A 26,126-nucleotide genomic window follows, 5' to 3' on the forward strand; every position below is an offset into this window, starting at 1 on the left:
CGACGGGGTTTTATCCCCGACCGTCAGAGCCCGTCACATGCACCGCCGCGCGGTCGTCGTCGGCGCCCTCACCGCCGCCACGGCGGGGTGCGTCGACCGCCTCCACGACCTCGCGGCGTCGACGCCCCGCGACCTCGGCGTCCGGAGCCGCTCCATCGACGGGAACCCGCTGGTCGACGGACAGAGCGTCCTCGACCGTCCCGCGGAGATCATCACCCACGCCGCCTCCTTCCGATCGAGCGCGGAGGCGAGGAGCGCGCTCCGTCCCGACGCGACCGAGACGCGAGCGTTCGTCGACGCGACCGCCTTCGTCGACGACGACGGGGAGGCCGTGCTCGTCGTCGCCCAGCGGCTCACGGCGCCGGCCGTCGCGCTCCGACTCGGTGCGATCAGCCGCATCGGCGACCGCTCGCTCCGGATCGCCGTCGACCGAGTCGGCGTCCGCGGCGACGTCGACACCGACGACCCGGTCGTCAAGACCCTCCTGATCCGACTGACGGACGAGCGGGGACCGCCCGAGCGCGTCGTCGTCTCGATCGACGGCGACCGCGCCGGCGTGACCGTGTAGGGCCCCGCCGCGGGCGACGCGTTCAGATCGCGCGCCGCCGACCCGCGTCGCGCCCCTCGCATCCCGGCACCGATCCCGTCTCAGTCCCGCGATCGTTTTGTGTCCCGGCGGCGTTCCCGTCGGTATGACAGCTCTCCGCCGCCGCCTCCTCGGACTCGTCCTGCTCGCGGTCGCCGGCGCCGCGTTCGCGGGCGCCGCCACCGTCGCGCCCGCGGTCGTCCCCGGATCGGCGACCGCGTCCGGCACCCCAGACTTCGTCGTGCCGTCCCCGGTCTCGCTGTTGGTCGCGCCCGCGCTCCTCGCGGCCGGGTCGGTACTGGTGGTCTCCGGCGGGGCCGCGCTCGTCGACGCCGACCTCTCCGCGCGGACCGCCCTCCTCGCGCCCGCGCTCGGTGCCGTCGGCGCGCTCGCGCTCGGCGCGGGGATCGGTGCGGGCTTCGGGGCGTCCCTCGCCGCGTTTGGCCTTCCGGAGTCGCTCGCGGCGCTGCGCTCCGGTCCGCCCGCCGCGGTCGCGGCCGGCGCCGTCGTCGGCGGGGCGGTGGCGCCCGTCGTGCGCGCGTCGACCACGGAGGACACGGTCGCGCTGCTCGTCGCCGCGGTCCTGCTGCTCGCCTCGGTCGTCGCCGTCCCCGGCTCGGTGCTCGCTCTCGTCGCCGGGGGCGTCGCCGGCGTCCTCGCGGTGGGCGCGCTCTGGGCGGTCGATCCGGCGAACTGGCGCCCCTGACGGCCCGGATTCGTTCGAGGCCGACTCCGACCCTAGTTCCCCGGGCGCTCGCTCTCGGCCTCCAGCTCGACGTCGCGGTCGGCCTCGCAGGTCTCCTCCTCCTGCGGGGTGAGGTCGACGTCGTCCGAGTCTCACGTCTCGTCGGTCTCTCGCTCGCGTCCGGCTCCGGGTTCGCGCTCCTCGGCGGAGTCATCGCGATTGGACTACGCGGGTGCTTGACGCCGCCAGTTGGGCACTGTAGCGACCACCCGTAACCGGAGATTACCGCTCAGTCCCCGTCTCGGCACCGCCCATTCGTGGATCGGAGGAACGACTCCGCCCTCCTAGTGTGAAAGTGAGCTTGTTATACTACAATTTTGTTGGTAATACTTATACCGGTGGAGTCTGTGTGGTCCGATACGGTTCACACGGCTACACTCACGTCACGCTGTAAGACCGTCTCCCGAGCGACACGACTGCGGTCGGACTCACCAGACTGATGCTAGACAGTGGCAGAGGCAATCCAACGCAATCGGTCACGTTTGAGATGACCAACGATGAGTGAAAGCGAAAACGCAAACACGAACGCGAGTACAGGCGCAGACATAGAGACGGACATCTTCTCGGAGAGAAAACAGCTGAAGCCCTACGAGTACAGCGAGTTTCTCGACTACGTCGAGGCGATCCGGAACAGCTACTGGGTACACACGGAGTTTAATTTCGACGGAGATGTCCAAGACTTCAGGGTCAACACGACTCCTGCTGAGCAGACCGTTATCAAGCGGACGATGTTGGCTATCGCGCAGATCGAGGTGCAAGTGAAGACGTTTTGGTCGGATATCTACGAGGAGATGCCCAAAGCCGAGGTCGGGAACGTGGGTATGACCTTTGCGGAAAGCGAGGTGCGGCACATGGACGCCTACAGTCACCTACTCGACGTCTTAGGAATCACGGACGATTTCGAGCAGGTAACTGAGGAGCCGGCGATCAAAGAGCGGATCGAGTATCTCGATGAGTATCTGGAGAAGAGCGAGAGCGACGACGAACGGGAGTACGTGATGAGCATCCTGCTGTTCAGTACGTTCGTCGAACACGTCTCGCTATTCAGCCAGTTCCTCATAATGACGAGCTTCGACAAGCACGAAAAGAAGTTCACGGGGATAGCGAACGCCGTCGAAGCAACCAGCAAAGAGGAGCAGATTCACGGTCTGTTCGGGATTGAGCTGGTGGAGACGATCAGCGAGGAGAACCCGGACCTCTTCGATGACGACTTCGAGGAGGACGTCCAAGAGGCCTGTCGGCAGGCCTACGAGGCAGAGCTGGAGATTCTGAATTGGATATTCGCTGACGGCGAGCTGGAGTTCCTTCCTCGAGCGCACGTCGACGCGTTTCTGCGAGACCGGTTCAATCAGAGTCTAGAAACCGTCGGCGTGGAACCGATATTCGAGACGGACGACGACCTGCTTGAGGAGACGCGCTGGTTCGACGAGGACATTATGATGACCAAGGACAACGACTTCTTCAGCAAGCGGTCGACCACGTACAACAAACACACGCAGAGCGTTACCGCCGAGGACATGTTCTAACAATGGCACAAACAGAACTCGAAAGCGTTGAGCAACAGCATACGGAACCGTTCTACTGGCTGAACGAGGACAGTAGGGAGTTTCTCAGAGAGGGGTACCTGATCGAGGGCGTCGAAGCGGAAGAGAGAGTCAGACAGATAGCGGAGCGCGCCGAAGAGATCCTCGGTGAGGAGGGCTTCGCGGACAAGTTTTACGAGTACATGAGTCGGGGCTTCTATAGTCTCGCGAGCCCGGTGTGGTCCAACTTCGGACTGGACAGAGGCCTTCCTATCAGTTGCTTCGGCAGCTACATGGAGGATAGCATCGAGAGCATTCTCTACACCCAAGCCGAGGTGGGTGAGATGACCAAGCAGGGCGGCGGCACGAGCGGGTACTTCGGTGAGCTGCGGCCGCGAGGCAGTCCGATAACGAACAACGGCAAGAGCAACGGGAGTTACAGCTTCACAGAGCTGTTCGATACGATCATCAACGTCATCAGCCAGGGCGAAACCCGGCGGGGGCAGTTCGCCGGCTACATCGACGTCGAACACGACGACCTGGAAGAATGGCTTAACATCAAAACCGAAGGGGACCCAGTACAGGACATCTACTACGGAGTCATCATCGGTGACGACTGGTTTCAGGCGATGATTGACGGCGATGAAGAGAAGCGAGAGACTTGGGCGGACATTATCGAGACCCGGATCAATATCGGCGTTCCGTATATAATCTTCCGGGGGAACATGAACGAGGGGAAGCCACAGGTCTACAAGGACAAGGATTACCAGATAAACGCGTCCAACCTGTGTACCGAGATAGCGCTGCCGGCCACGGCGGACGAGAGCTTCGTCTGCTGTCTCTCAAGTATGAACGCTCTCCACTACGACGAATGGAAGGATACCGATGCAGTGGAGACTCTGACGCGATTCCTGGACGCGGTGATGGAGGAATTCATCCAGCGCACGGAGGGAGTACAGTTCATGGAGCGGGCCGTGCGGTTCGCGAAGAGACACAGAGCGATAGGGATCGGCGTCCTCGGGTGGCACAGCTACCTCCAGAGCAACATGATCCCCTTCGACAGCATGGAGGCGATGGAGAAGAACGGGGAGATCTTCCGGACCATCAAAGAGCGGAGCTACGAGGCGAGTGAAGCGCTTGCGGATGAGTTCGGGGAGCCGGAGGTTCTCGAGGGCTACGGCAGGCGGAACACGACGACGATGAGCGTGGCTCCGACGAAATCGAGCAGCGTCATTCTGGGTCAGGTCAGTCCGAGCATCGAGCCGCTGAAATCGAACTACTTCGTGCGAGACGGTGCGAAGCTAAAGTCGACGCAAAAAAACAGATTCCTTCAGGCGATACTGGCGGAGCGGGGCAGAGACACCCGCGAAGTCTGGGACAGCATCGCCAATAAGGACGGGAGCGTTCGACATCTCGAGTGTCTGACGGACGAAGAGAAAGAGGTGTTCAAGACCTTCGCCGAGATACCGCAGATGGCGATCATCAATCAGGCGGCACAGAGACAGAAACACATAGACCAAGCACAGAGCGTGAACATCTCGATCGATCCGAGTGAAGTGAGCGTCAAGGAGATCAATCAGCTCTACATAGAAGCTTGGAAAAAAGGGGTCAAGAGCCTCTACTATCAGCACAGCGTGAATGCCGCACAGAAATTCAGTCGAGATATTCTCGAGTGTAGAGCCTGTGAAAGCTGATCGCTACTCGTGGCGGCTCGCCTACCGTCTCAGTCACTCCCAGACTCCGACTCCAGATCGATGTCCCGGTCCGCCTCGAGGTGGGCGTCTTCGGCTCTGGGAACGTCAGCGACCCGTGCGGCGGCGCGATCGTGGTTCCGGCGAGCTTCTCTGTCGACGACGTGCGGCAGCCGCGAGTCGGGCTTACGTCCCCGGGCGCTCGCTCTCGGCCTCCAGCTCGACATCCCGGTCGGCCTCGCGGGTCTCTCCCTCCTGACGGGCGAGGTCGACGTCGCGGGCCGTGTCCGCGTCGCGGGTCTCGTCGGTCCGTAGATCGCTGTCGGCGACGGTGTCGAGTTGTTCGAGGGCGCTCTCGATGTCCTCCAAGCCGAGCATCTTCTCCGTCTCCTCGTCGAACTCCTTGCTCTCTAACCCCTCCATCTGCTGGACGTCGGAGCCGGAGAGCGCCTTGCCGTAGCGGCCGACGAGGCTGGTGAGCTCCTGCGGGAGGACGAACGTCGTCGATTCGCCCTTGCCGATCTCTTCGAGCGTCTCCATCCCGCGCTCGATGATGGCGCGCTCGCCCATCGACTCCGCGGACCGCGCCCGGAGGACCGTCGAGATCGCGTCCCCCTGCGCCTCGAGGATCTGGCTCTGCTTTTCCCCCTGCGCCCGGATGATGTTCGACTGCTTGTCACCCTCGGCCTGCTCGACCGCCGAGCGGCGTTCCCCCTGCGCCTCGAGGATCATCGCGCGGCGGCGGCGCTCGGCACCGGTCTGTTGTTCCATCGCCCGCTGGACCTCCTGCGAGGGGCTCACTTCGCGGACCTCGACGGCCTCGACGCGGATCCCCCACTCGTCGGTCGGCTCGTCTAACTCCTCGTTGATGCGGTCGTTGATCTGGTCGCGACGGGAGAGCGTGTCGTCGAGCTCCATGTCGCCGAGGACGGCCCGGAGCGTGGTCTGCGCGAGGTTCGAGACCGCCTTCTTGTAGTCGTCCACCTCGAGGAACGCCTTCTTCGCGTCCATCACCTTGATGTAGACGACCGCGTCCGCCGTCACCGGCGAGTTGTCCCGCGTGATCGCCTCCTGCTGCGGGACGTCGAGCGTCTGCGTCCGCATGTCGAACGCGTACGTCCGGGAGACGAACGGCGGAATGAGGTGGACGCCCGGCTGGAGGAGCTTCCGGTACTCGCCGAACACCGTGAGCGCCTCCTTTTCGTAGGCGTCGACGATCTCGACCGCGCTGACGACCGTGACCGCCGCCAGCAACACCGCGAGCGCTCCGACGCCGAAGACGAGGCTCTGGCTGAGGAGGGCGAAACCGACGAGGAGGGCGGCGCCGAGCGCCGTGTACTGCCAGACGGCGTCCGGGATACCGCCGACCGCGTCCTCTAGCTCGAGGGTCTCGCCGCGCGGACCTTGGGTTCCCATAACTTGAGTTACGGTTCGACGCTGTTAACGGTTCGCACGAGTCGGGCGCGGCAGCGGTGCCACGCCACGATGCCGTCTCCGAGAAACCGGTAACGCCGGCAACTGCGGGCGCAGTTAAATACGTGGCGGGCCCACGTCGATCCATGCCATCCGACGAGGACCAGCCCGACCGCGAGTTCCGCACCCGAAGCGTCCACGCCGGCTCCGACCCGGACCCGGCGACCGGCGCCCGGGCCACGCCCATCTACCAGACGACGTCCTACGAGTTCGAGGACGCCGACCACGCCGCCCGGCTGTTCGCGCTGGAGGAGGCCGGCAACGTCTACTCCCGGATCATGAACCCGACGAACGGCGCCCTCGAAGAGCGGCTCGCCTCCCTGGAGAACGGCGTCGGCGCGATCGCCACCGCTTCCGGGATGGCGTCGCTCGACCTGGCGACGTTCATGCTCGCGTCCGCGGGCGACAACATCGTCTCCTCGTCGGCGCTGTACGGCGGCACCTACACCTACCTCACCCACTCCGTCGAGCGGCGCGGGGTCTCGACGCGGTTCGTCGACCCGCTCGACTACGAGGGATACGCCGACGCCATCGACGAGGACACCGCCTACGTCCACATCGAAACCATCGGGAACCCCGCCCTCGTCACGCCGGACATCCAGCGGATCGCCGACATCGCCCACGAGCACGGCGCCCCGCTGTTCGTCGACAACACGTTCGCGACGCCGTCCCTCTGCCGCCCGCTCGACCACGGCGCTGACCTCGTCTGGGAGTCGACGACGAAGTGGCTCACCGGCAACGGCACCACCGTCGGCGGCGTCCTCGTCGACGGCGGCTCCTTCCCGTGGGGCGAGTACCCCGAGAAGTTCCCGGAGATCGCGCAGGACAACCCCGCGTACCACGGGATCAACTACGTCGACGCGTTCGGCGAGGCGGCGTTCACCTTCGCGGCGGTCACCCGCGGGCTGCGCGACTTGGGGAACCAGCAGTCGCCGTTCGACGCGTGGAACACGCTCCAGCAGACGGAGTCGCTTCCCCTCCGAATGGACCGCCACTGCGAGAACGCCGGCATCGTCGCGGAGTACCTCGACGAGCACGGGGACGTGGCGTGGGTGAACTACCCCGGACTGGAGAGCCACGAGACCCACGCGGAGGCGAGCGAGTACTTGGAGGGCGGCTACGGCGGCATGATCACCTTCGGGCTGGAGGGCGGCTACGAGGCCGCGAAGGGCACCGTCGAGAACGCCGACCTCGCGTCGCNNGCGACGCGAAGACGCTCGTCATCCACCCGGCGTCGACGACTCACCAGCAGTTGACCGAAGCAGAACAGGAGGACGCCGGCGTCACCGGTGACATGGTGCGGCTCTCCGTCGGCATCGAGGACCCCGCCGACATCGTCGCCGACCTCGAAGCGGCGATCGAGCGCGCGACGGCGTAACCGGCCGCGAGACGGCCGCCTTCGTTTATAAGTCGTCGGCGTCGAACTTCCAGAGCCCGACCAGCGGCGGCGCGACCGTCCAGAACACGAGCATCGACGCCGCCGATATCTGTCGGTTGACGGTCTCGCCCGCGAACAGCTGCCCGCCGAGGAACGCGTTCGACAGGATCTCGACGCCGGTCGTCGGGTTCGACACCCGGAGGAACGTCCGGACCTGCTCCGTCGACACCGGGAGCGGGTCGACGATCCCGCCGGCGGCGCCGAGGAACTGGCCGGTGACGGCACCCCACAGCAGCACGAACAGGACGTAGATCGAGACGCCGCCGATCAGGGCGCGCCGCTGGGTCGACGCGGCGGCCGAGCAGCCGACCGCGATCGCGACGAAGACGACCCCGAGCACCGCGGCGAAGACGGTGAACCCGAAGTACGAGCCGACGTTGAACGCCGCGATCCCCCCGGTCTGCGCGAGCACGGCCAGCACGGCGGCGGGGAGCAGGAACCCGACGAACACCGCGACCGACAGCGCGGCGCCGCGGCCGACGACCTTCCCGAAGACGACGTCGGCCCGCGAGTGCGGCAGCGAGAGGAGCAGCTTCAGGGAGCCGGACTCGCGCTCGCCGCTCACGGCGTTGTAGCCGATCACGACCGCGACGAGGGGGACGAGCGTCGTCACGAGGAACGGTCTGACGAAGAAGCGGAGGAGGAGCTCCGTCGCGAACTGCTCGCCCTGTCCCGTCGGCCTGATCACGAACGCGAAGACGGCGACGAGTAGCGAGAACAGCGCCACGAGAGCGATCATCCCCCGCGAGCGCACCGCGTCCTGGAAGTCCTTCTCCGCGATGGCGGCGAGGGTCATTCGGCCACCTCCTCGTCCGGAGCGACCGAGCCGGGCCGTCCGCCGTCGGATCCCGCCGCGTCGCCCTCAGCCGCGTCGCCCTCCGCCGCGTCGCCCTCCGCCGCGTCGCCTTCCGTGTACGCCAGGAACAGGTCTTCCAGCGACGCCTCCCGGGTGTGGAAGTCGGCGACGTCGACGCCGGCGTCCTCCAGCGCGGCGATGACGCGTGTCTTCGCGCCGTCGGCGCAGCTCACGACGAGCGCGTCGCCGTCGCGGTCGACGCGGCTGACGCCGTCGACCGCGCGGACCGCCTCGACTGCCGCGTCGCTCGCACCGCCCGTCCCGCTCGCGTCGCCGACCGATATCTCCAGCGTCTCCTCGCCGCCGACGGCCCCGCGGAGGCCCTCGACGGAGTCCTCGGCGACGAGCTCGCCGTCGCGGAGGATCCCGACGCGGTCGCAGACGGCGTCGACCTGTTCGAGGATGTGCGAGGAGAAGAAGACGGTCGCGCCGCGGTCGGCCTCGCGCTGGACGATCTCTCGCATCTCCTTCGCGCCCGCGGGGTCGAGCCCGGAGGAGGGCTCGTCGAGGACGAGCAGGTCGGGCTCGCCGACGAGCGCCATCGCGAGCGCGAGCCGCTGGCGCATCCCCTTCGAGTAGCCGCCGGCCTTCCGGTCGGCGTCGTCGAGCAGCCCCACGCGCTCTAACAGGGCGTCTGGGTCGTCGTCGGCCTCCTTCGATCGGACCGCGAACTCGACGTGCTTCCGCCCGGAGAGCCGGTCGTACACGGCGAACCCGTCCGGGAGCACCCCGGTCCGCCGCCGGATCGCGACCCCGTCGCCGGTGGCGTCGCGTCCGAGGACGCGCACCGTCCCCGCGGTCGGGCGGACGAGGTCGAGCAGCATGTCGATCGTCGTCGACTTGCCGGCGCCGTTCGGGCCGAGAAACCCGTACACCTCGCCCTCCTGTACGGTGAGGTCGAGGTCACGGACGGCCGTGACGTCGCCGAACTCCTTCCGCACGCCACGCAGCTCGATGGCGGTCATACATTCCCGTTCCCGCGTCTCGCGATAAAGGGTTGCGGGTCTCGTCGGCGAGGCAGCGGCGCGTAGCGGCGTCGCGAAGCCGAGCGGTGCAGCACGCGCCGGACGCCCGCGACGCTCGGACTCGGAAACCGAAAGTGATTGCTCAATTGAAGTAAAAAATACATCTACATAATATGACTATTATTCGTACCTCACCGTCGACGCTTCGACGACGGATCGAACGCATTTAGAATTTGAGACCTTTAGGCCGACTCGGCGGGTAGAGTCCACAAATTTTAATTAATACTCTTCGGGAGGTCGATCGGGATGCTTCCCGTACCACTCCAGTCGACTGTTCAGTTCGCTCACAGTCCATTATTAACATTTATAATTAGTTTGATACTTGTCGTCGCGCTGCTCGTGTGGCTGGACCTCCCGGCGTTCATCGGGCTGATCATCTCGGCGTTCCTAGTCGGCGTGGTAAACACGATCTTCGTCGCGGACTTCACCGCCGCGGACGCCGGGAGTGAGGTCGCGACGGCGTTCGGGAACGGAATGGCTGGGATCGGGATACCGATCCTCATGGCGGCGGTCATCGGGAAGGGAATGCTGGAGAGCGGCGCGGCACAGCGGGTCGTTCGCGGGTTCCAGGGCGTACTCGGCGAGAGTAATTCCGATATCGCGCTGCTCGGGAGCAGTTCGGTGCTCGCGGTTCCGGTCTTCTTCGACAGCGTGTTCTACCTGATGGCGCCGCTCGCACGGTCGATGCGCGCCCGAGTCGGCCGCGACTACACCCTGTTCATCGTCGTCGTCGGCGCGGGGGCCGCGACGACGCACGTGTTCGTCCCGCCCACGCCCGGCCCGCTCGCGGTCGCCGACCAGATCGGAAGCAACCTGTTCACGACGATCGTCATCGGACTGGTGACAGCCATTCCGGCGGCGATCGTCTCCGGGCTCGTGTACGGACGCTGGATCAACAGCCGACTCGACATCCCGCTGCGTGACACGATGGCGACCTCGACGGAGGAGTTACAGGCGGTCGCGGACCGGCCGACCAGCGAGCTTCCGGGAATGCTCGAATCGCTGGCGCCGATCCTACTGGCGGTCCTGCTGATAGCGTCGTCGACGTTCGTTAACACGTTCCAGGAGGCGATTCCGGCCCTGGCCTCGGTACAGCCGATCACGGACTTCATCGGAAACAAGAACGTCGCACTGACGGTCGCCGCGCTCGCGGCCGCGTACACGTTCTACCGCTACGACACCATGAGCCGGAGCGAGTGGAGCGACGAGCTCACCGAGGCCCTGAAAAGCGGCGGGAACATCGCCGCGATCACGGCGGCCGGCGGCGCGTTCGGCGCGCTGCTCGCGGCCTCCGGCATCGGTGACTACCTGGCCGGCGCGCTCCAAGAGGTGGGGGTCGGTCTGCTCGTCACGGCGTGGCTCATCGCCGCGATCGTGCGCATCGCACAGGGGTCGGCCACGGCCGCGATGCTCACCGCCGCCGGGATCATGGCGCCGCTTACCGGGCAGCTGACCGTCCACCCGGCCTACCTCGTGATGGTCATCGGCGCCGGCGGGAACATCTTCTCGTGGTTCAACGACTCCGGGTTCTGGCTCGTCAGCGAGATCGGGGGGCTCACCAAGACGGAGACGCTGAAGACTTGGACCGCGCTGACGACGATCATCTCGGTGACGGGGCTCGTCACCGTGCTGATCGTCTCCGCGGTCCTCCCGCTGGCCTGACGCGGCCGACTCGGCGTCCGTTTTCCCGCCGACGCCGACCGGGTGACCCTCGGCGCTACCCGTCGTCCTCGGGCGGCCACGCGACCCCGCGCTCGGCGAGGAGGTCGGCGAAGGCGTCCTCGTCGAGCACGGGGACGCCCTCGGCGTCGGCGTCACTTCGCTTCGACCGCCCGGGGCTCTCGCCGGCGACGAGGTAGTCTGTGTTGCCCGACACGCTCGACGTGGCGTTCGCCCCGTGCGCCTCCACGTGCGCCTGCGCCTCGCTCCGCGTCGCCGACAGCGACCCGGTGAAGACGAACGTGAGCCCGTCGAGCGCGTCGCCGGCCTCGACCTCGACCGACTCGGGCTCGACGCCGCGTTCGCGGAGCCCCTCGATGGCCGCCCGATTCTCGTCGCTGTCGAGGAACGCCCGGATCGACTCGGCCACCTCTGGACCGACGTCGTCGACCTCGCGAAGCGCCGCCTCGTCGGCGTCGAGGACCGCGTCGAGGTCGCCGAACGCCGCCGCGAGCGCGCGGGCGGTCGTCGCGCCCACGTCCGGGATCCCGAGCCCGGCGAGGAAGTCGCCGAGCGGCGGCTCCTTCGTCGCCTCCAGCTCCGCGACGAGGTTCTCGGCGCTCGTCTCCCCCCACCCCTCCAGCGCGGCGAGCTCCTCGACGGTCAGGTCGTAGAGGTCCGGCAGCGACTCCACGAGCCCGGCCTCGCGGAGCTGCTCGACGCGCTCGGGACCCAGCCCCTCGACGTCGAGCGCGTCCCGCCGCGCCCAGTGTTCGACCGCCCGCTCCAGCTGCGCCGGGCAGCCGAGCCCGCCGGTGCAGAAGGCGAGCGGGCCGTCGCGCTCGACGGGGGCCTCGCAGACCGGACACGCCTCGGGGAACTCGTACGCGCCCTCGGAGCGCTTCTCGACGACCTCGGGGACGTACGGGATCACGTCGCCGGCGCGGTAGATCCGCACGCGGTCGCCGACGTTCACGCCGAGCGTCTCGATCTCGGCGGGGTTGTGGAGGGTCGCCCGCGAGACGGTGACGCCGCCGACGTCGACGGGGGCGAGCTCGGCGACGGGGGTGAGCCGGCCCGTCCGCCCGACCTGCACGGTGATACCCTCCACCGTCGTCGTCGCGGTTCGGGGCGGGAACTTGTACGCGAACGCCCAGCGCGGCGCCCGCGAGGTCGACCCGAGCGCCTCGCGGTGCGCCCGGTCGTCGGCCGCGATCACGACGCCGTCGATCTCGTAGTCGAGGTCGTCGCGCTCGGCCATGAGGCGCTCGCGGTAGTCGAGCGCGCCCTCGATGTCGCCGACGCGCTCGACCCGGTCGGCGCGGCGGAGCCCGAACGCGTCGAACGCGTCGAACTCGGCCCAATGGGTGTCGGGGCGCTCCGGCGGCTCGGCGTCGTCGCCGCCCTCGGCCCCTTCCGCCGCCCCGTCGCCGGCCTCCCACGCCAACACGTCGAAGAAGAAGACGTCGAGCGGGCGCTCGGCGACGACCGCGGGGTCGAGCTGTCGGAGGGTCCCGGCCGCGGCGTTGCGGGGGTTCGCGAACGGTTCCTCGCCGCGTTCGATCCGCTCCTCGTTGTACGCGTCGAACGCGTCGCGGGGCATGTACACCTCGCCGCGGACCGCCAGCGTCCCCGGCGGGTCACCGCGGAGCCGGCCCGGAACCGAGCGGATCGTCCGCACCTGCTCGGTGACGTCGTCGCCCTCGAGGCCGTCGCCGCGAGTCGCGGCGCGGGCGTAGACGCCGTCCTCGTACACCACCTCGACGGAGAGGCCGTCGAACTTCGGCTCGCAGACGTACGCGACGTCGTCGGGGTCGAACCCCTCGGCGTCGAGCCCGCGCCGGACGCGCTCGTCGAACTCGCGGACCGCCTCCGCCTCCGTCGCGTTGTCGATGGAGCGCATCGGCGCGACGTGCTCGACGGTCTCCAGTTCGTCGAGCGGCTCGCCGCCGACGCGGCGGGTAGGCGAGCCGTCGGTCGGGAGGTCGAACGCGTCCTCCAGCTCTTTGAGCCGGGCGAACAGCCGGTCGTACGTCTCGTCGGAGACCAGCGGGTCCGCCTCGACGTAGTACCGGTGGTCGTGCTCCCGGACCGCCGCCCGGAGCAGGGAGGCCTGCCCGGCGGCGTCCTCGGTCGAGAGCTCCTCGACCGGCTCGAAGTCGGTCGGCGGCGACTCGACGTAGGGGTTCTCGTCCGGGTCCGCGTGCCGGGGCGACGACCCGGATTGCGCGCTCGTCATCGACCGATCCTTGCGGCGGCTCGGGTTAAAAGCGACCGTTCGCGGGCGATCGGACTCCAGTCGACCGCCCCCGGTCGCGGTCCGGTCCCCGCCCTACGCGACCCGGTCGCCGGCGGCGAACACCGCCGCCGGCTCCCGCCACGCCTCGATGTCTTCGGTCGGGTCCGCGTCGAGGAGGACGAGGTCGGCGCGGTATCCCTCTTCGACCCGACCGACGTCGTCGAGCCCGAGCAGGTCGGCGGCGTTGACGGTGGCGGCCTCCAGCGCCGCCTCCGGGGAGAGGCCGTAGTCGACCATGTACGCCAGCTCTTGGGGAATGTCCTCGAAGAAATTGAACGGCGTGCCCGCGTCGGTGCCCATCGCGATCGGCACGTCGGCGTCGAGCGCGTGGTCCCACGCGTCGTCGAAGCGGTCGGCGGCGTCTTCGGCCTTCGCCACGGCGTCCTCGGGGATCCCGGCCTCGATCCCGTTGTCGACGATGCCGCGGAGCGCGCTCGCGGTCGGCACCCAGTAGGTGCCCCGGTCGGCCATCATCTCGGCGGCCTCACGGTCCATGAAGGTGCCGTGTTCGACGCTCGTGATCCCGGCCTCGACGGCGTTCTTGATCCCCGCCTCGCCGTGGGCGTGGGCCGCGGTCGGCGTGTCGGTCGGCGCGGCCGCGTCGGTGAACGCCGCCAGCTCCTCGGGCGTCAGCTCGGGGGCGCCCGTCACCGCGCCCTCGGTGAGGACGCCGCCGGTCGCCATGCACTTGAGCACGTCCGCGCCCGCCTTCAGCTGCTCGCGGGCCGCCTTCCGGACCTCCGCCGGCCCGTCGGCCTCGCGCCCGAACCAGTTGCCGTGGCCGCCGGTCATGATGACGTTGCGACCGCACGCGAGCACCCGCGCGCCGTCGAGTTCGCCCTCGGCGACCGCCTCGCCCGCGTCGAGCGCGAGCGTCCCTCTGCTCCCGAGGTCGCGGACCGTCGTGACTCCGGCCTCGACCGCCGCCCGCAGGTTGCTCGCGGCGCGGTAGCTCGCGGCGTAGTCGCTCTCCGACACCGCGGTCGAGACGTCCGGGCGGCCGTCCATCATCACGTGGACGTGCGCGTCGATCAGCCCGGGCGCGACGGTCTTCCGGGCGGCGTCGATCTCCTCGTCGACGTCACCCGCGTCGTCGACGTCGTCGCCGACCGCGACGATCTCGCCGTCCGCGATTGCCACGTCTGCCTCGCGACTCCCCGCCGCGTCGACGACCCGTCCGCCTCGGAGTACGTACATACCATATGGGGGACCGTTCGACGGGTAAACGCTCGGGTCGCGGTAGTCCGGAATTTACACTTGTTATCGTGTCACACACCATCAGTAATAAACCGACGGTCAAAGTCTCCGCACCCATGCCAACTCCTGACAACCCGGACCGTGGCGGCGGACTGTACGCGCGACGGATCGGCGAGCCGACCACGAGCGACGAGGTGAACGGTTACTGGCTGTTCGGGGTCGGCGTGCTGCTCGGGGCCGCCGGCGTCGCGCTGTTCTTCGTCACCGAGTCGGCGACGACGACCCGCGGCATCGCGTACGCGCTGACCGCGCTGGCGCCGCCGTTCGTCATGCTCGGGGCGGTGATACGCTTCCCGCTACGCCGGACCGGAACGTACCTCGGCTACCTCGGGACGGCGGTGAGCGTCCTCGGTGTCGTGTGGTTCGTGAACATCTTCCCCGATAGGTGGTTCACCGCCTCCGGCGATTCGACCGTGATCACGCTGTACGGGGTCGGGCTGCTCCTCATCGGGCTCGCGGGGACGGTCGTCCCGCTGCTCTCCGATCCGGTGTACGAGGACTACGAGCAGATGCGCGACGAGACGGCCGCCGCGACGGCGGAGCGCGACGAGACGAGCGCCGAACTGGAGGCCACCCGCGAGGAGCTCTCGTCGACGGAGGCTGACCTGGCGTCGGTCCGCGACGAACTGGCGTCGACGCGAGAGGAGTTGGCCGCCGCCGAGGAGCGCGCGGAGGACCTCGACGCGGAGGTCGCGGTCGCGCGCGACGAGGCGGCGTCGCTCCGCGAGAGCAAGGCCCGCTTCGAGCTGTTCACGGACGCGGGCGGGAAGCCGCGCTGGCGGCTCCGACACCGCAACGGGAACGTGATCGCGACGTCGGGCCAGGGGTACAGCAGCCGCGGGAAGGCACAGCAGGGGCTCCACAGCGTCCGGCGGAACGCGCGCGGCGCCGGGCTCCTCCGGATCGAGACGCCGGTCGAGGAGGCGGAGGCCGTCGCGGCCGACGACGGGCCGGAACCCGAGGACGCCGACGAGCCGGCCGTGGCGGTTCCGAGCGAGGACGAGGGGATCGAGAGCGCGGCGACGTTCGAGCTGTTCGAGGACGCAGGCGGGGAGTGGCGCTGGCGGCTCCGGCACCGCAACGGGAACATCGTGGCCGACTCCGGCCAGGGGTACGCCTCCCGGTCGAACGCGGTCGAGGCCGTCACGAACCTGAAGACGAACGCCCCGGGCGCCGGCGAGGAGACGGTCGCGTAGCGGTCGCCGGCCGAGCCGTTTTTTTTCAGCCGTTCAGGACGCCGCGAGCAGCTTCAGCCGCAGCTCGCGCTCGTCGACTTCGTACTTGAACGCCGGGTGCCCGTCGACCAGCACGTAGGGGACGCGTTCGCCGTACTCGTCGGCGAGTTCGGGGTCCTCGTCGACGTCGACCATCTCGAGGTCGATCGCCACGTCGAGCCCGGCGGCGGTCTCCTCGATCGCCTCCCGCGCGGCGTCACAGAGGGCGCAGTCCTCGCGGGTGTACACCGTGACCGGGACCGGGACCGACGCGTCCGTATCGCTCATGCGAGCCGGTAGTGTCGTCGACGACGAGTCGCTTTCGGTCGCCGATCGGCGCCGCCGCGCGTCGGTGGACGCGACGCGGACTCGGTCCGCCTCAGAACACGTCGGGGTCGTCGCCGATCTGTCGCCGCCCGCTGATGATGCTCGGGGTGCCGCCCGTCTGGATGATGTTGAACGCGGTCATCAGGTCCGAGCGGGAGATGATCCCGACGAGCCGCTCCTGGCGGTCGACGACGGGCAGACGGCCGACGCCGTTCTCCTGCATCGTCTGGAGGGCGGTCATCGCGTCGGTCTCCGGGCCGACCGCGACGACGTTCGTCGCCATCACGTCGCCGACGGTGTACGCGTCGCGCTCCACCTCCCGGACCGACCGCGCGTCTTCCAGGGTCACCATCCCGACGAGGCTCTCGCCGCGGAGCACGGGGTACCCCGTGTGCCGCTCCTCGAACATCCGGCTCATCAGCTCGGCGACCGAGGTGTTCTCGCGCACGGTGTGGAGGTCCTCGCGGCCGGTCATCACGTCGCCGACGGTGACGTCCTCGAAGGCGGCCTTCAGCGTGGTCTGCTGGGCCTCGCCGGAGGCGGCGATGTAGATGAAGAAGGCGAGGACGATCAACAGCAGCTGGAAGTTGAACAGCCCGACGATCCCCATGACGAACGCGAACGCCTTCCCGACCGCGGCGGCGCGCTGGGTCGCCTGCGCGTGCGGCTGGTTCCGGGCCAGGAGCGCGCGGAGGACGCGCCCGCCGTCCATCGGGAACGCCGGAAGCATGTTGAAGACGGCGAGCACCACGTTCAACAGCGCGAGGTAGCCGAACACGAACAACACCGCGTTCGACCCGACCGGCGCCAGGACGAACACGGCGTAACAGCCGGCGCCGACCGCGATGCTGACGACCGGCCCCGCGATCGCGATCCAGAACTCGTGTTTCCAGTCCTCGGGGAACTCGCTGAAGCTGGCGAGCCCGCCGAGCAGCCACAGCGTGATCGATTCGATCTCGTAGCCGTACCGCATGGCGACGATCGAGTGGCCGAACTCGTGGAGGAGGACGCCGGCGAACAGCCCGACCGCCGCCGCCAGCCCGAGGGCCCACGGCGTGAGCCCCCCGGCGAGCGCGGCCGGGTCGATGCCGGCGCCGAGCGACTCGTTCATCACGTCGGCGATCATCTCGATCTGCGAGCCGATGAGGTAGGCGAACAGCGGCAACACGATCAGGAACGTCCAGTTGAGCCTGACCGGGATCCCCAGCGCCGTCCCGATCTTGAGTCCACGCATGCCTCCGAATACGTCGGGTGGGAGGTTAAACGTCCTGACGCCGACGCTCCCGAGAACCCGCGACGGCGACTCGGCCCGACCGACGCCGACGCGCGCCGCCGTCGTTTATAAACACCTTGCCGCCGATCGGTCGGTATGGGAGACTCCACTGACGCAGCGGCGAGCGCATCGGACGCGGTCCTGAAACGCGGCGACGAGGTCGGGTACGAGGCGGTCGACGCCGCGGACGGGCTCCGGAAGGGCGTGCTCTTAGACGAGTCGGACGGCGCCCCGCACTTCGCGATGCGGCGGTTCGAGATCGCGCCCGGCGCCGCGGTCCCGCGTCACACGAACGCGGTCGAACACGAGCAGTACGTGCTCGCCGGCGAGTACGTGGTCGGGATCGGCGAGACGGAGCACGCCGTTTCTCCGGGTGACGCGCTCCTCATCCCGGCCGGCGTCGAGCACTGGTACCGGAACGACGGCGACGAGACGGGGGCGTTCATCTGCGCGGTGCCGAACGGCGACGACGCGATCGAACTCGTCGAGTGACCCGTCGCTCCCTCGCCGCTCACTCGATCGTCCCGACCCGGTCGGCGACGTAGCCGAACTGGTCGCGGTAGCCGTACGGCGACAGCAACACGGGATAGAAGGGCTCGTCGGCGCGGAGTTGCTCGTCGCCGGCGGCCGCGAAGGCCTCGCCGACCTCGACGCGCTCGAAGTTGCGCGCGAACACCTCGTACCGCTCGGCGTCCGGCTTCGGGATCCGGTCGCGGAGCCGGAACACCTCGACGTCGTCGCGGCCGCCCGCGTCGACCACGTCTTCGGCCCCCGGCGCCGGGAGCGCCCCGGTGGCGGCCAGGAACGCCCGCGTCAGCCAGTAGGCGTTGTCCGCGGCCCCGTCGGACCCCTGCAGGCCGGCCTCCACCTCGAGCGTGTGCGGGTGCTCGATGAGCCGGCCCTCGGTGAAGGCGTCGGTCTCGATGACGACGTCGACAGGGAGGTGCGGAGCGACCGCGCGGGTGACCTCGTCCATCGAGTCGATCACCGCGAACGGCTCCGCGGACGACTGCGTCGAGTGGATCGCGAGGGTGGTACACCCCTCGACCTCGGGGAGGAGCTCGGCGGCCAGTCGCTCCTCGTGGGCGGCCGACTCCGGGTCGCCGGGGAACGCCCGGTTGAGGTCGGCGTCGAGGTAGCGCACACCGGCGTCGAGCGCCGCCTCGTTGGCGACGATCAGGCGCACGGGGCGCTCGACATCGACGTCGCTGTCGAGGAGCCGTCGGACCGCGCGGGCGCCGCAGGGCTCGTCGCCGTGGATCGCGCCGACGACCGCGACCTCGGGCTCGCCCTCGCCCAGTTCGTACACGTCCATACCCGTCGGACGCGCTCGGCGGGTAAGTCGCGTTCGGATCGCCGCGGCCGCCGGTCCGCTCGGCGTACTCGTCGACGCCCCTCAGTGCGCCTCGTCGACGCCCCTCAGCCTCCCTCGTCGACGCCCCTCAGTGCGCCTCGTCGACCCGCTCGGCGTACTCGTAGTCCGCCGGGTACGCCTCCGGGCGGGCGTCGTCCAGCGAGATCTTCCAGCCGTCGAGCGCAGCCGGATCGTTGAGCGCGGCCCGGAGCGTCGCGCGCACCTCGGCGACGTCGACGCCGTAGAAGTCGTCCGGAACGCCGCGGAGGTACTCCAAAGCGGTCTCGAACAGCGACCGCATCCCGTCGTCGTTCTCGAAGTCCACGTGCTTGTACGCGCCCGCGGCGACCTGCACCATTCCGTGAAGAAATGCGCTCTCCGTCGTCCCGCTCCCGTAGTTGTACCACTCGTCCTCGAAGCAGTCGTGCGATTCGTGGTACTCGCCGGCGTTGAACAGCCTGACGCCGTGTTCGGTCGCCCGGCGGAGCGTGGCGTGCTCCCAGTGACCGCCGGCGACCCGGGCGTCGCCGGCGGGGTCGGCGTCCGCGTCGCCGTCGCCCGACCGGTCCGCCTCGTCGCCGCCCGCGTGCCACCCGGTCGGGTTCCCGAGCGGCGGAGCGACGCCGGGGTCCCGGGTGTGTTCGTCCATGCGAACGCCTCTCGGGCCCAACGACGTAACCGTTTCGCGGCCCGGGCCGCGCCCGACCGCGCGCGCGACGCGGCCGGGATCGAACGCCTCTTTCCTGCGGCCGACGTCGAACAGGTCGATGGACTTCGGGCTCCTCTCCGCGATCGGGGCCGCATTCGTGTGGGGGAGCTACATATTCGTGTTGAAGCGCTCGTTCTCGGGGTATCCGCCCGCCGGGCTCACGGTGCTGATAAACGCGGCGGCGATCGCGTGGTTCCTCCCGGTGACCGTCGCGACGAACGACCTCGGCGGGGCGGCGATCGCGAGCGACCCGCCCGCCGCGCCCGGGCGGATCGCCCGGTCGATGGCGGCGGTCGACCCAGCGGCGGTCGCCGTCGTCGCCGGGACCGCGGCGGCGACCGCGGCCGCGTTCGTGCTCTTCCTCCGGGCGATCGCTCTCGGCGACGTCTCCTACGTGACCCCGATCAACAAGGTCGTCCCGATGTTCGTGCTCCCGCTGGAGGTGCTGCTGCTCGGCGAGGTGCTCGCGCCGATCCAGGTCGCGGGCGTCGTCGTCGCCACGGCGGCCGTCTACGTGGCGAACTACGAGCCCGGGAGCCTGCTCGCGCCGCTGGTCGGCGCCGTCCACTCTCGGCCCGCTCAGCTCGCCCTGGTGAGCGCGGCGTGTTACGCCCTCGCCGACCTCGGGAAGCGCGTGGCCCTCCAGGAGCTCGCGATCCCCGGGACGCTGTGGGTGCCGCTGCTCCTCGCGGGGGCCGGGCTAGTGCTGCTCCCCGCCGCGATCCGGAATCCGCCCGCCGTGACCCGCCGCGACGCGCCGAAGTTCCTCGCGGCCGGCGCGCTCGTCGCGCTCGGCGAGCACCTGACCACCGTCGCGTTCGCGTCGCTCCCCGCGAGCGTCGCCTCGCCCGTGATCAACACGCAGGCGATTATCGCCGTCGTGCTCGGCGGGATCCTCCTCGGCGAGCGTTACTTCCGCGTCCGCCTCGTCGCCGCACTCCTCGCGGTCGTCGGCGTCTCGATGATCGCGCTGTGATGGCGCGGCGAGTCCGCCCGTCCGACGCCGAATATATTATCATTAGATAATTGGGGTATATTTAAAAATTTAACATCTGATAAATAAAATAAGCGGTCGCATGCCACACGATACCTCACGGCGGAGCGTGCTCAAAGCGATCGGGGGGGCCGCGACCGTGCCCGGCATCGTCGGCACCGCCGCGGGGCGGGGCAACGCGCCCATCCCGCGGTTCGCCGCGTTCAACGTCGAAAACTTCGAGACGGGCCAGGTACAGGAGAAGGGCGACGAACAGGCGGCGGCCGCCGCCCGCGTGATACAGGAGATCGACCCGGACGTGCTCGTCGTCAACGAGCTCGCGAACAACGTTCAGGAGGCGACGGTCGACGACTCCGTCCCCACGGATCAGACCAACGTCGAGGCGTTCGTCGACAACTACCTCAGCGAGCCGCAGAGGAAGAACCTGGAGGGGATCAAGTACGAGTACACCCTTCAGCCCGAGAGCAACACCGGACTCCTCTCGGAGGACGACTACGACTTCAACAAGGACGGCGTCGCCGGCGAGCGTCCCGGCGACGCCTTCGGATTCGGGGTCTATCCCGGCCAGTACGCGTTCGGCATCGCGAGCAGGTACCCGTTCGACGAGGACGCGATCCGGTCGTTCCAGGAGTTCCTGTGGGCGGACATGCCCGACAACCTGATCCCGCTCGCGGACGACGACGGTGTCGACACCTCGGAAGGGAATATCTACCTGACCGAGGCGGAGCTTGGCGCCTTCCGGCTCTCCTCGAAGACGCACATCGACGTGCCGTTCGACGTCGACGGCGACACCGTCCACGGCCTGTTCTCACACCCGACGCCGACCGGCTTCGACGGAGCCAACAACTTCAACGGTCGCTGGAACCACGACGAGAACCGGTTCTGGGCGGACTACGTCTCCGGCGCGGACTACATCTACGACGACTCCGGAACGGAGGGCGGGCTTAGCGACGACGCCTCATACGTTCTCCTCGGCGACATGAACGCCGGCCCCGGCGACGAGCCGCTCGACCCGGCGACGAAGTACTTCATCGAGAACGACGACTTCGACAGCCGCAGCCTTCCCACCAGCCCCGGCGGGGCACAGAAGGGCGACCCGGACGCGACGGCGGACTTCGGCGAGTTCGGCATCGCCCACGTCGACTGGGTGCTTCCCTCGCCGGATCTCTCCCTGCGTTCGTCTTCTGTCGTCTGGCCGAGCGCGAACGCGAACAAGCGCGGGCTCTCGGACGACGTGACCGCCGCCTCCGACCACCGTCTCGTGTGGGCGGACGTCGCTCCGGAGTAACGGGTCCCGCGAGCCCGTCCCCCGCGGGTCGCCGGCGCGGAAATCGGTGGTTTAAATCTCCGCGGGGGCGTCGGTCCGCCTGCGTGCGAGGGTAGCCAAGCCCGGAAACGGCGGCGGACTCAAGATCCGCTCCTGTAGAGGTCCGTGGGTTCAAATCCCTCCCCTCGCATGAGCGCGTCCACAACGCGCGAATGCACAAGGGGGGAGGATTTGAATCAGGGAGCGCCTCTGGCGCGACCGTGGTTCAAATCCCTCCCCTCGCATCGCCGGGGTCCACCCCCCGTGATGCGGAAGACGCTCTCGGAGCGCTCTTCCCTCGCAAAATCTCACACCCGATTCACTCCTAGCCGCCGGCGTCGCCAAGCCCGGAAACGGCGGCGGACTCAAGATCCGCTCCTGTAGAGGTCTCGTGAGCGAGCACCGCGAGCGAACGAGAGCACGCGAGTCGCAGCCGGCGAGTGAAGCGAGCCGGACCGTCTCGCGGCGGTCCGTGGGTTCAAATCCCTCCCCTCGCATGAGCGCGTCCACAACGCGCGAATGCACAAGGGGGGAAGATTTGAATCAGGGAGCGCCTCTGGCGCGACCGTGGTTCAAATCCCTCCCCTCGCATCGCCGGGGTCCACCCCCGTGATGCGGAAGACGCTCTCGGAGCGCTCTTCCCTCGCAAAATCTCACACTCGAACCGACGAGCCGCGGGAAGGTCACTTCGTCGTTTTATGCCCTTTACGCACCGGTTTGCCGACGATCCGCCAGCGCGAGCCCGGCGAAGACGACGACGGCCAGCTGGACGCCGACGCCGACGGCGGAGCCGACCCCGGCGACCGCGTTCGTGAGGACGCGGTTCGGATCGAGGACGACCAGCAGGGCGGCGCTCGCGACGAGGTACGCGACCGCGGCGACGACGCCCGTCGCCAGCGCGGTCGCCCCGTCGCCGTCGGTCGACGCCCGGCGACTCCCGACCGCGACGGCGACGCCGAGCAGGAGGCCGTAGATCAGGGCGAACGAGACGAAGCGCCCGCCGAGCGTGTACAGCGCGATGCGCTCCGCCGACGGACTCGGTATCGACGACCCGACGAGCAGGGGCGGGAGGCGACGCGTCACGGCGGTCGCGACCGCGGCGACCGCCGCGACCGCGGGGGGTATCGGGGACAAGTTCATGACGGCGAGCGGTGCGGCCGCGAGCCACGAGTGCTTTTCGCCGCGGGATCGGTTCCCGCGCGCCGCCCTGCCGCCCGCGTCCGAGCGGCATGCCTTTTTATCCTCACCCGCGAACCGGACCCCATGACCGAACGGACGCGACGCGACTGGCTCCGCGTCGCCGGCGGCGTCGGCGTCGCGGGCCTCGCGGGGTGTAGCGCGCTCGGCGGCGACCCGTCGGGCGACGGCGACGACGGGGACTCCGACTTCGAGGGCGTCGACCTCCCGCTGGCCCTCGACGACCGGCCGCAGTCGCCCGACGGACTCGCCTCGCAGTTCCGACAGGGGCTCCGGAACCACGGCCACATCGACGCGACGGTTCCGGAGACCGTGGAGGTGCGGTGGGCGGTGCCGGCGAACCGCGGCGACCACACCGCCTCGAAGGGAAGCCCGATGCTGGCGCCGTCGGGCGACGTCCTCGTCGCCGACGACACGGGCCGCGTCCAGTCGATCGCGACCGACGGGGAGCCGAACTGGTCGACCTCGATCTCCGACGACGCCCGCGGGAGCCACGGCACTCCCGCGATCGCGGACGGCACGGCCTACGTGGGGACCTACGACGGCGTCGTCTCCGCGGTGTCGGTCGCGGACGGCGAGATCCTGTGGCAGACCGACGTCGGCGACGCGGCCGCCGCCAGCCCGACCTACCACGAGGGGCGGCTGTACGTCGCCGTCGAGTACGCGACGCCGAGCGGGACGGTCGTCGTCATGGACGCCGAGACCGGCGACGTGGAGTGGCGCGACGACCGGCCGACAGACCACCCGCACTCGACGGTCGCCGTCGACTTGGAGCGCGACCGCTTCCTCTTCGGCTCGAACGACGGTCACGTCTACGCGTGGTCGGTCTCCGACCGCGAGCGCGCCTGGACCTACGACACCGGCGGCGACGTCAAGGCGCCGATCGCGGTCAGTCGCGGGATCGCGGTGGTCCCGTCGTGGGCGGAGACGGTCACCGCCGTCGACGTCGCCGACGGCACGGGGCTCTGGGAGTTCGAGACCGACGACATGGTCATGTGCGCGCCCGCGGTTCACGACGGGACGGTCTACGTGGGGAGCCACGACGGCAACGTGTACGCGATCGACCTCGCGACCGGCGAGGAGGAGTGGTCCACCCCGGTGAACGGCTGGGTGACGGGCAGCGTCACCGCGACGAACGGACACGTGCTCGCCGGCTCGTACGACGCGCACCTCTACGCGCTCGACCGCGCGGACGGCTCGGTGACGTGGGCCGTCGAGGGGAAGGGCGACGTCACCAGCGCACCGCTCGTCACCGACGACGCGGTCTACTACGCCGAGCGCGCCCCGGAGGACTCCGACGAGGCCGGGATGTGCTACAAGCTCGCCGCGCCGGAGTAGCGCGGTCAGCGCCCTGCCTCGGCTCCACGGTCGACTTCCGACGGCGACCCGTCTGGGACTCGCCGCCGACTTCCGACGGCGACCGTCGGTGCGCCGCGTAACGTCACGAACGTCCACTTGAAACGGAGGGTCCGAAACGGTTTTGCCGGCCCCTGACGGACGGTCGATATGCCAACGGATCCCGACACAGGGTACGACCCGTCGCTGGGTCGGAAGTTCGTGTTCGTCACCGGCGGCGTCATGTCCGGGCTGGGGAAGGGGATCACCGCCGCCAGCACCGGGCGGCTCCTCGCGAACGCGGGCTTCGACGTCACCGCGGTGAAGGTGGACCCCTATCTCAACGTCGACGCCGGGACGATGAACCCCTACGAGCACGGCGAGGTGTACGTGCTCAAGGACGGCGGCGAGGTCGACCTCGACTTGGGCAACTACGAGCGCTTCCTCGGCACCGACATGACGTTCGACCACAACGTCACCACGGGGAAGACGTACCAGCACGTCATCGAGCGCGAGCGCGCCGGCGACTACCTCGGCAAGACCGTCCAGATCATCCCGCACGTCACCGACGACATCAAGCGCCGCATCCGGGAGGCCGCCGAGGGGTCCGACGTCTGTCTCGTCGAGATCGGCGGCACGGTCGGCGACATCGAGTCGATGCCCTTCCTCGAGGCGCTCCGGCAGTTCGCCCACGAGGAGGACGACGAGGACATCCTCTTCACCCACGTCACGCTCGTCCCCTACTCGAAGAACGGCGAACAGAAGACGAAGCCGACCCAGCACTCGGTGAAGGAGCTGCGCTCGATCGGGCTCCAGCCCGACATCCTGGTCGGCCGCTCCGAGGACCGGCTGGACCGGGAGACGAAAGAGAAGATCGCCCTGTTCTGCGACGTGCCCACGGACGCCGTCTTCTCGAACCCGGACGTCGAGGACATCTACCACGTCCCGCTGATGGTGGAAGACGAGGGGTTAGACGAGCACGTGATGGAGCGGCTCGGCCTCGCCGAGGAGGCGCTCCCGAAGGCGGAGCGCTCGACGGAGTGGCGCGAGCTGGTCACCCGCGACCGCGACGAGGAGCTCGACGTCGCCCTCGTCGGCAAGTACGCCCTCGAAGACGCGTACATGTCGATCCACGAGGCGCTGAAACACGCCGGGATCCAGACCGGGACCGAGGTGAACGTGCTCTGGGTCGACGCCGACGAGACCACCGAGCGCCACGAGGAGCGGCTCGCGTCCGCCGACGCGGTCGTCGTCCCCGGCGGGTTCGGCTCCCGCGGCACGGACGGGAAGATCGAGGCCGTGCGGTACGCCCGCGAGAACGACGTCCCCTTCCTCGGGCTCTGCTTGGGCTTCCAGATGGCGGTCGTCGAGCACGCGCGCCACGTGCTCGGGCTGGAGGGCGCGCACTCCGCCGAGATCGACCCGGACACGCCCTATCCGGTCATCGACCTGCTGCCGGAACAGTACGAGACGGAGGACATGGGCGGGACGATGCGGCTCGGGGCCCACGAGACCGCCATCGAGCCCGGCACGCTCGCGGCGCGGGTGTACGACGCCGACTCCTGCACGGAGCGTCACCGCCACCGCTACGAGGTGAACCCCGAGTACATCGAGGAGCTGGAGGCCGACGGGCTGACCTTCTCCGGGCGCGGCCGGACCGCGCGAGCCCGCCGTTCGTCGCCCTCGTGGAGGCGGCGCTGGGATCGACGGACACAACCGAGCGGAACGCGGACGTGAGGCTATAGATGGTCGAGACGGAGGCATTCATCGACGAGGCGATAACCGAGATCCGGGAAGCGATCGGCGACGCGAACGCCGTGATCGCCCTCTCCGGCGGGGTCGACTCCTCGGTCGCGGCGACGCTC

19 protein-coding genes, 2 tRNA genes and 4 pseudogenes are annotated in these 26,126 nt (G+C 68.8%); 15 read left to right on the forward strand and 10 right to left on the reverse strand.

Annotation, left to right across the window (positions count from 1 at the left end):
* Positions 1 to 37 precede the first annotated feature (37 nt).
* The 4 genes from DJ81_RS08420 to DJ81_RS08435 all read left to right on the forward strand — a co-directional run bounded on the left by DJ81_RS08420 (position 38) and on the right by DJ81_RS08435 (position 4,548).
* Complete coding sequence (locus tag DJ81_RS08420; protein ID WP_094527299.1) at positions 38 to 568, forward strand: hypothetical protein; 531 nt, start codon at positions 38 to 40, stop codon at positions 566 to 568.
* Positions 569 to 692: 124 nt separating this feature from the next.
* Positions 693 to 1,292, forward strand: a complete 600-nt coding sequence (locus DJ81_RS08425) for a hypothetical protein (protein ID WP_094522868.1) — start codon at positions 693 to 695, stop codon at positions 1,290 to 1,292.
* Positions 1,293 to 1,828: 536 nt separating this feature from the next.
* A complete protein-coding gene (locus DJ81_RS08430; RefSeq protein ID WP_094522870.1) occupies positions 1,829 to 2,857 on the forward strand; it encodes a ribonucleotide-diphosphate reductase subunit beta in 1,029 nt (342 codons plus the stop codon).
* 2 nt (positions 2,858 to 2,859) lie between these two features.
* Positions 2,860 to 4,548: a ribonucleoside-diphosphate reductase subunit alpha gene (locus tag DJ81_RS08435; protein WP_094589265.1), complete on the forward strand. Its 1,689-nt coding sequence runs from the start codon at positions 2,860 to 2,862 to the stop codon at positions 4,546 to 4,548.
* A gap of 183 nt (positions 4,549 to 4,731) precedes the next feature.
* Here DJ81_RS08435 and DJ81_RS08440 read toward each other — a convergent pair whose 3' ends face one another.
* Entirely contained in the window at positions 4,732 to 5,961 is a 1,230-nt protein-coding gene (locus tag DJ81_RS08440; RefSeq protein WP_094527302.1) for an SPFH domain-containing protein, read from the reverse strand.
* A 143-nt stretch (positions 5,962 to 6,104) separates the two neighbouring features.
* Here DJ81_RS08440 and DJ81_RS08445 point away from each other — a divergent pair.
* Positions 6,105 to 7,396 (forward strand): annotated as a pseudogene (locus DJ81_RS08445) (O-acetylhomoserine aminocarboxypropyltransferase/cysteine synthase family protein).
* Positions 7,397 to 7,421: 25 nt separating this feature from the next.
* On the opposite strand, the gene DJ81_RS08450 reads toward DJ81_RS08445, so the two are convergent.
* Both DJ81_RS08450 and DJ81_RS08455 read right to left on the reverse strand, forming a co-directional pair.
* Complete coding sequence (locus DJ81_RS08450; RefSeq protein ID WP_094523771.1) at positions 7,422 to 8,252, reverse strand: ABC transporter permease; 831 nt, start codon at positions 8,250 to 8,252, stop codon at positions 7,422 to 7,424.
* Positions 8,249 to 9,277 carry an ABC transporter ATP-binding protein gene (locus tag DJ81_RS08455; protein WP_249269104.1) on the reverse strand — a complete coding sequence of 343 codons (1,029 nt, stop codon included), beginning with the start codon at positions 9,275 to 9,277 and terminating at the stop codon, positions 8,249 to 8,251. Before DJ81_RS08455 ends, DJ81_RS08450 begins: the two co-directional genes overlap by 4 nt.
* Positions 9,278 to 9,583: 306 nt before the next feature.
* Between DJ81_RS08455 and DJ81_RS08460 the strand changes: the two genes are divergently transcribed.
* Positions 9,584 to 10,999 carry a GntP family permease gene (locus DJ81_RS08460; RefSeq protein ID WP_094523772.1) on the forward strand — a complete coding sequence of 472 codons (1,416 nt, stop codon included), beginning with the start codon at positions 9,584 to 9,586 and terminating at the stop codon, positions 10,997 to 10,999.
* A 55-nt stretch (positions 11,000 to 11,054) separates the two neighbouring features.
* Here the strand turns inward: DJ81_RS08460 and ligA are convergent, their stop codons facing one another.
* Together ligA and DJ81_RS08470 are read right to left on the reverse strand one after the other, a co-directional pair.
* Positions 11,055 to 13,235, reverse strand: a complete 2,181-nt coding sequence (gene ligA / locus DJ81_RS08465; protein WP_094589266.1) for an NAD-dependent DNA ligase LigA — start codon at positions 13,233 to 13,235, stop codon at positions 11,055 to 11,057.
* A 93-nt stretch (positions 13,236 to 13,328) separates the two neighbouring features.
* A complete protein-coding gene (locus tag DJ81_RS08470; protein ID WP_094589267.1) occupies positions 13,329 to 14,492 on the reverse strand; it encodes an amidohydrolase family protein in 1,164 nt (387 codons plus the stop codon).
* Between the two features lie 116 nt (positions 14,493 to 14,608).
* Between DJ81_RS08470 and DJ81_RS08475 the strand changes: the two are divergent.
* Positions 14,609 to 15,727 (forward strand): annotated as a pseudogene (locus DJ81_RS08475) (DUF1508 domain-containing protein); the annotation flags it as partial.
* A 54-nt stretch (positions 15,728 to 15,781) separates the two neighbouring features.
* Here DJ81_RS08475 and DJ81_RS08480 read toward each other — a convergent pair.
* Both DJ81_RS08480 and DJ81_RS08485 read right to left on the reverse strand, forming a co-directional pair.
* Positions 15,782 to 16,054: a glutaredoxin family protein gene (locus DJ81_RS08480; RefSeq protein WP_094589269.1), complete on the reverse strand. Its 273-nt coding sequence runs from the start codon at positions 16,052 to 16,054 to the stop codon at positions 15,782 to 15,784.
* A 91-nt stretch (positions 16,055 to 16,145) separates the two neighbouring features.
* On the reverse strand, positions 16,146 to 17,327 hold the full coding sequence (locus tag DJ81_RS08485; RefSeq protein ID WP_094527308.1) for a M50 family metallopeptidase: 1,182 nt from the start codon (positions 17,325 to 17,327) through the stop codon (positions 16,146 to 16,148).
* Positions 17,328 to 17,462: 135 nt separating this feature from the next.
* Here DJ81_RS08485 and DJ81_RS08490 point away from each other — a divergent pair, with 135 nt between their 5' ends.
* On the forward strand, positions 17,463 to 17,858 hold the full coding sequence (locus DJ81_RS08490; RefSeq protein WP_094523778.1) for a cupin domain-containing protein: 396 nt from the start codon (positions 17,463 to 17,465) through the stop codon (positions 17,856 to 17,858).
* Between the two features lie 19 nt (positions 17,859 to 17,877).
* Here the strand turns inward: DJ81_RS08490 and DJ81_RS08495 are convergent, their stop codons facing one another.
* Positions 17,878 to 18,681: a succinylglutamate desuccinylase/aspartoacylase family protein gene (locus tag DJ81_RS08495; protein WP_094523779.1), complete on the reverse strand. Its 804-nt coding sequence runs from the start codon at positions 18,679 to 18,681 to the stop codon at positions 17,878 to 17,880.
* A 127-nt stretch (positions 18,682 to 18,808) separates the two neighbouring features.
* Positions 18,809 to 19,369 (reverse strand): DUF309 domain-containing protein, encoded by a 561-nt coding sequence (locus tag DJ81_RS08500; RefSeq protein ID WP_094589271.1) that lies wholly within the window; start codon positions 19,367 to 19,369, stop codon positions 18,809 to 18,811.
* Positions 19,370 to 19,487: 118 nt separating this feature from the next.
* Here DJ81_RS08500 and DJ81_RS08505 point away from each other — a divergent pair, with 118 nt between their 5' ends.
* The 4 genes from DJ81_RS08505 to DJ81_RS08520 all read left to right on the forward strand — a co-directional run bounded on the left by DJ81_RS08505 (position 19,488) and on the right by DJ81_RS08520 (position 22,168).
* On the forward strand, positions 19,488 to 20,405 hold the full coding sequence (locus tag DJ81_RS08505; protein ID WP_094523781.1) for an EamA family transporter: 918 nt from the start codon (positions 19,488 to 19,490) through the stop codon (positions 20,403 to 20,405).
* Positions 20,406 to 20,505: 100 nt separating this feature from the next.
* Positions 20,506 to 21,711: an endonuclease/exonuclease/phosphatase family protein gene (locus DJ81_RS08510; protein WP_094589272.1), complete on the forward strand. Its 1,206-nt coding sequence runs from the start codon at positions 20,506 to 20,508 to the stop codon at positions 21,709 to 21,711.
* 85 nt (positions 21,712 to 21,796) lie between these two features.
* A tRNA-Leu gene (locus DJ81_RS08515) sits at positions 21,797 to 21,880 on the forward strand.
* Between the two features lie 180 nt (positions 21,881 to 22,060).
* Positions 22,061 to 22,168, forward strand: a tRNA-Leu gene (locus DJ81_RS08520).
* A gap of 266 nt (positions 22,169 to 22,434) precedes the next feature.
* Here DJ81_RS08520 and DJ81_RS08525 read toward each other — a convergent pair.
* Positions 22,435 to 22,869 (reverse strand): hypothetical protein, encoded by a 435-nt coding sequence (locus DJ81_RS08525; protein WP_094527310.1) that lies wholly within the window; start codon positions 22,867 to 22,869, stop codon positions 22,435 to 22,437.
* Positions 22,870 to 22,992: 123 nt separating this feature from the next.
* Here DJ81_RS08525 and DJ81_RS08530 point away from each other — a divergent pair, with 123 nt between their 5' ends.
* The 3 genes and pseudogenes from DJ81_RS08530 to DJ81_RS08540 all read left to right on the forward strand — a co-directional run.
* Entirely contained in the window at positions 22,993 to 24,264 is a 1,272-nt protein-coding gene (locus DJ81_RS08530; RefSeq protein ID WP_094527311.1) for a PQQ-binding-like beta-propeller repeat protein, read from the forward strand.
* 168 nt (positions 24,265 to 24,432) lie between these two features.
* A pseudogene (locus tag DJ81_RS08535) lies at positions 24,433 to 26,006 on the forward strand (CTP synthase).
* Positions 26,007 to 26,126, forward strand: a pseudogene (locus tag DJ81_RS08540) (glutamine-hydrolyzing GMP synthase subunit GuaA); the annotation flags it as partial. It lies immediately after the preceding pseudogene.

Origin of the sequence: Halorubrum sp. Hd13 (genome assembly GCF_002252755.1) — an archaeon.
Lineage (GTDB): Archaea > Halobacteriota > Halobacteria > Halobacteriales > Haloferacaceae > Halorubrum.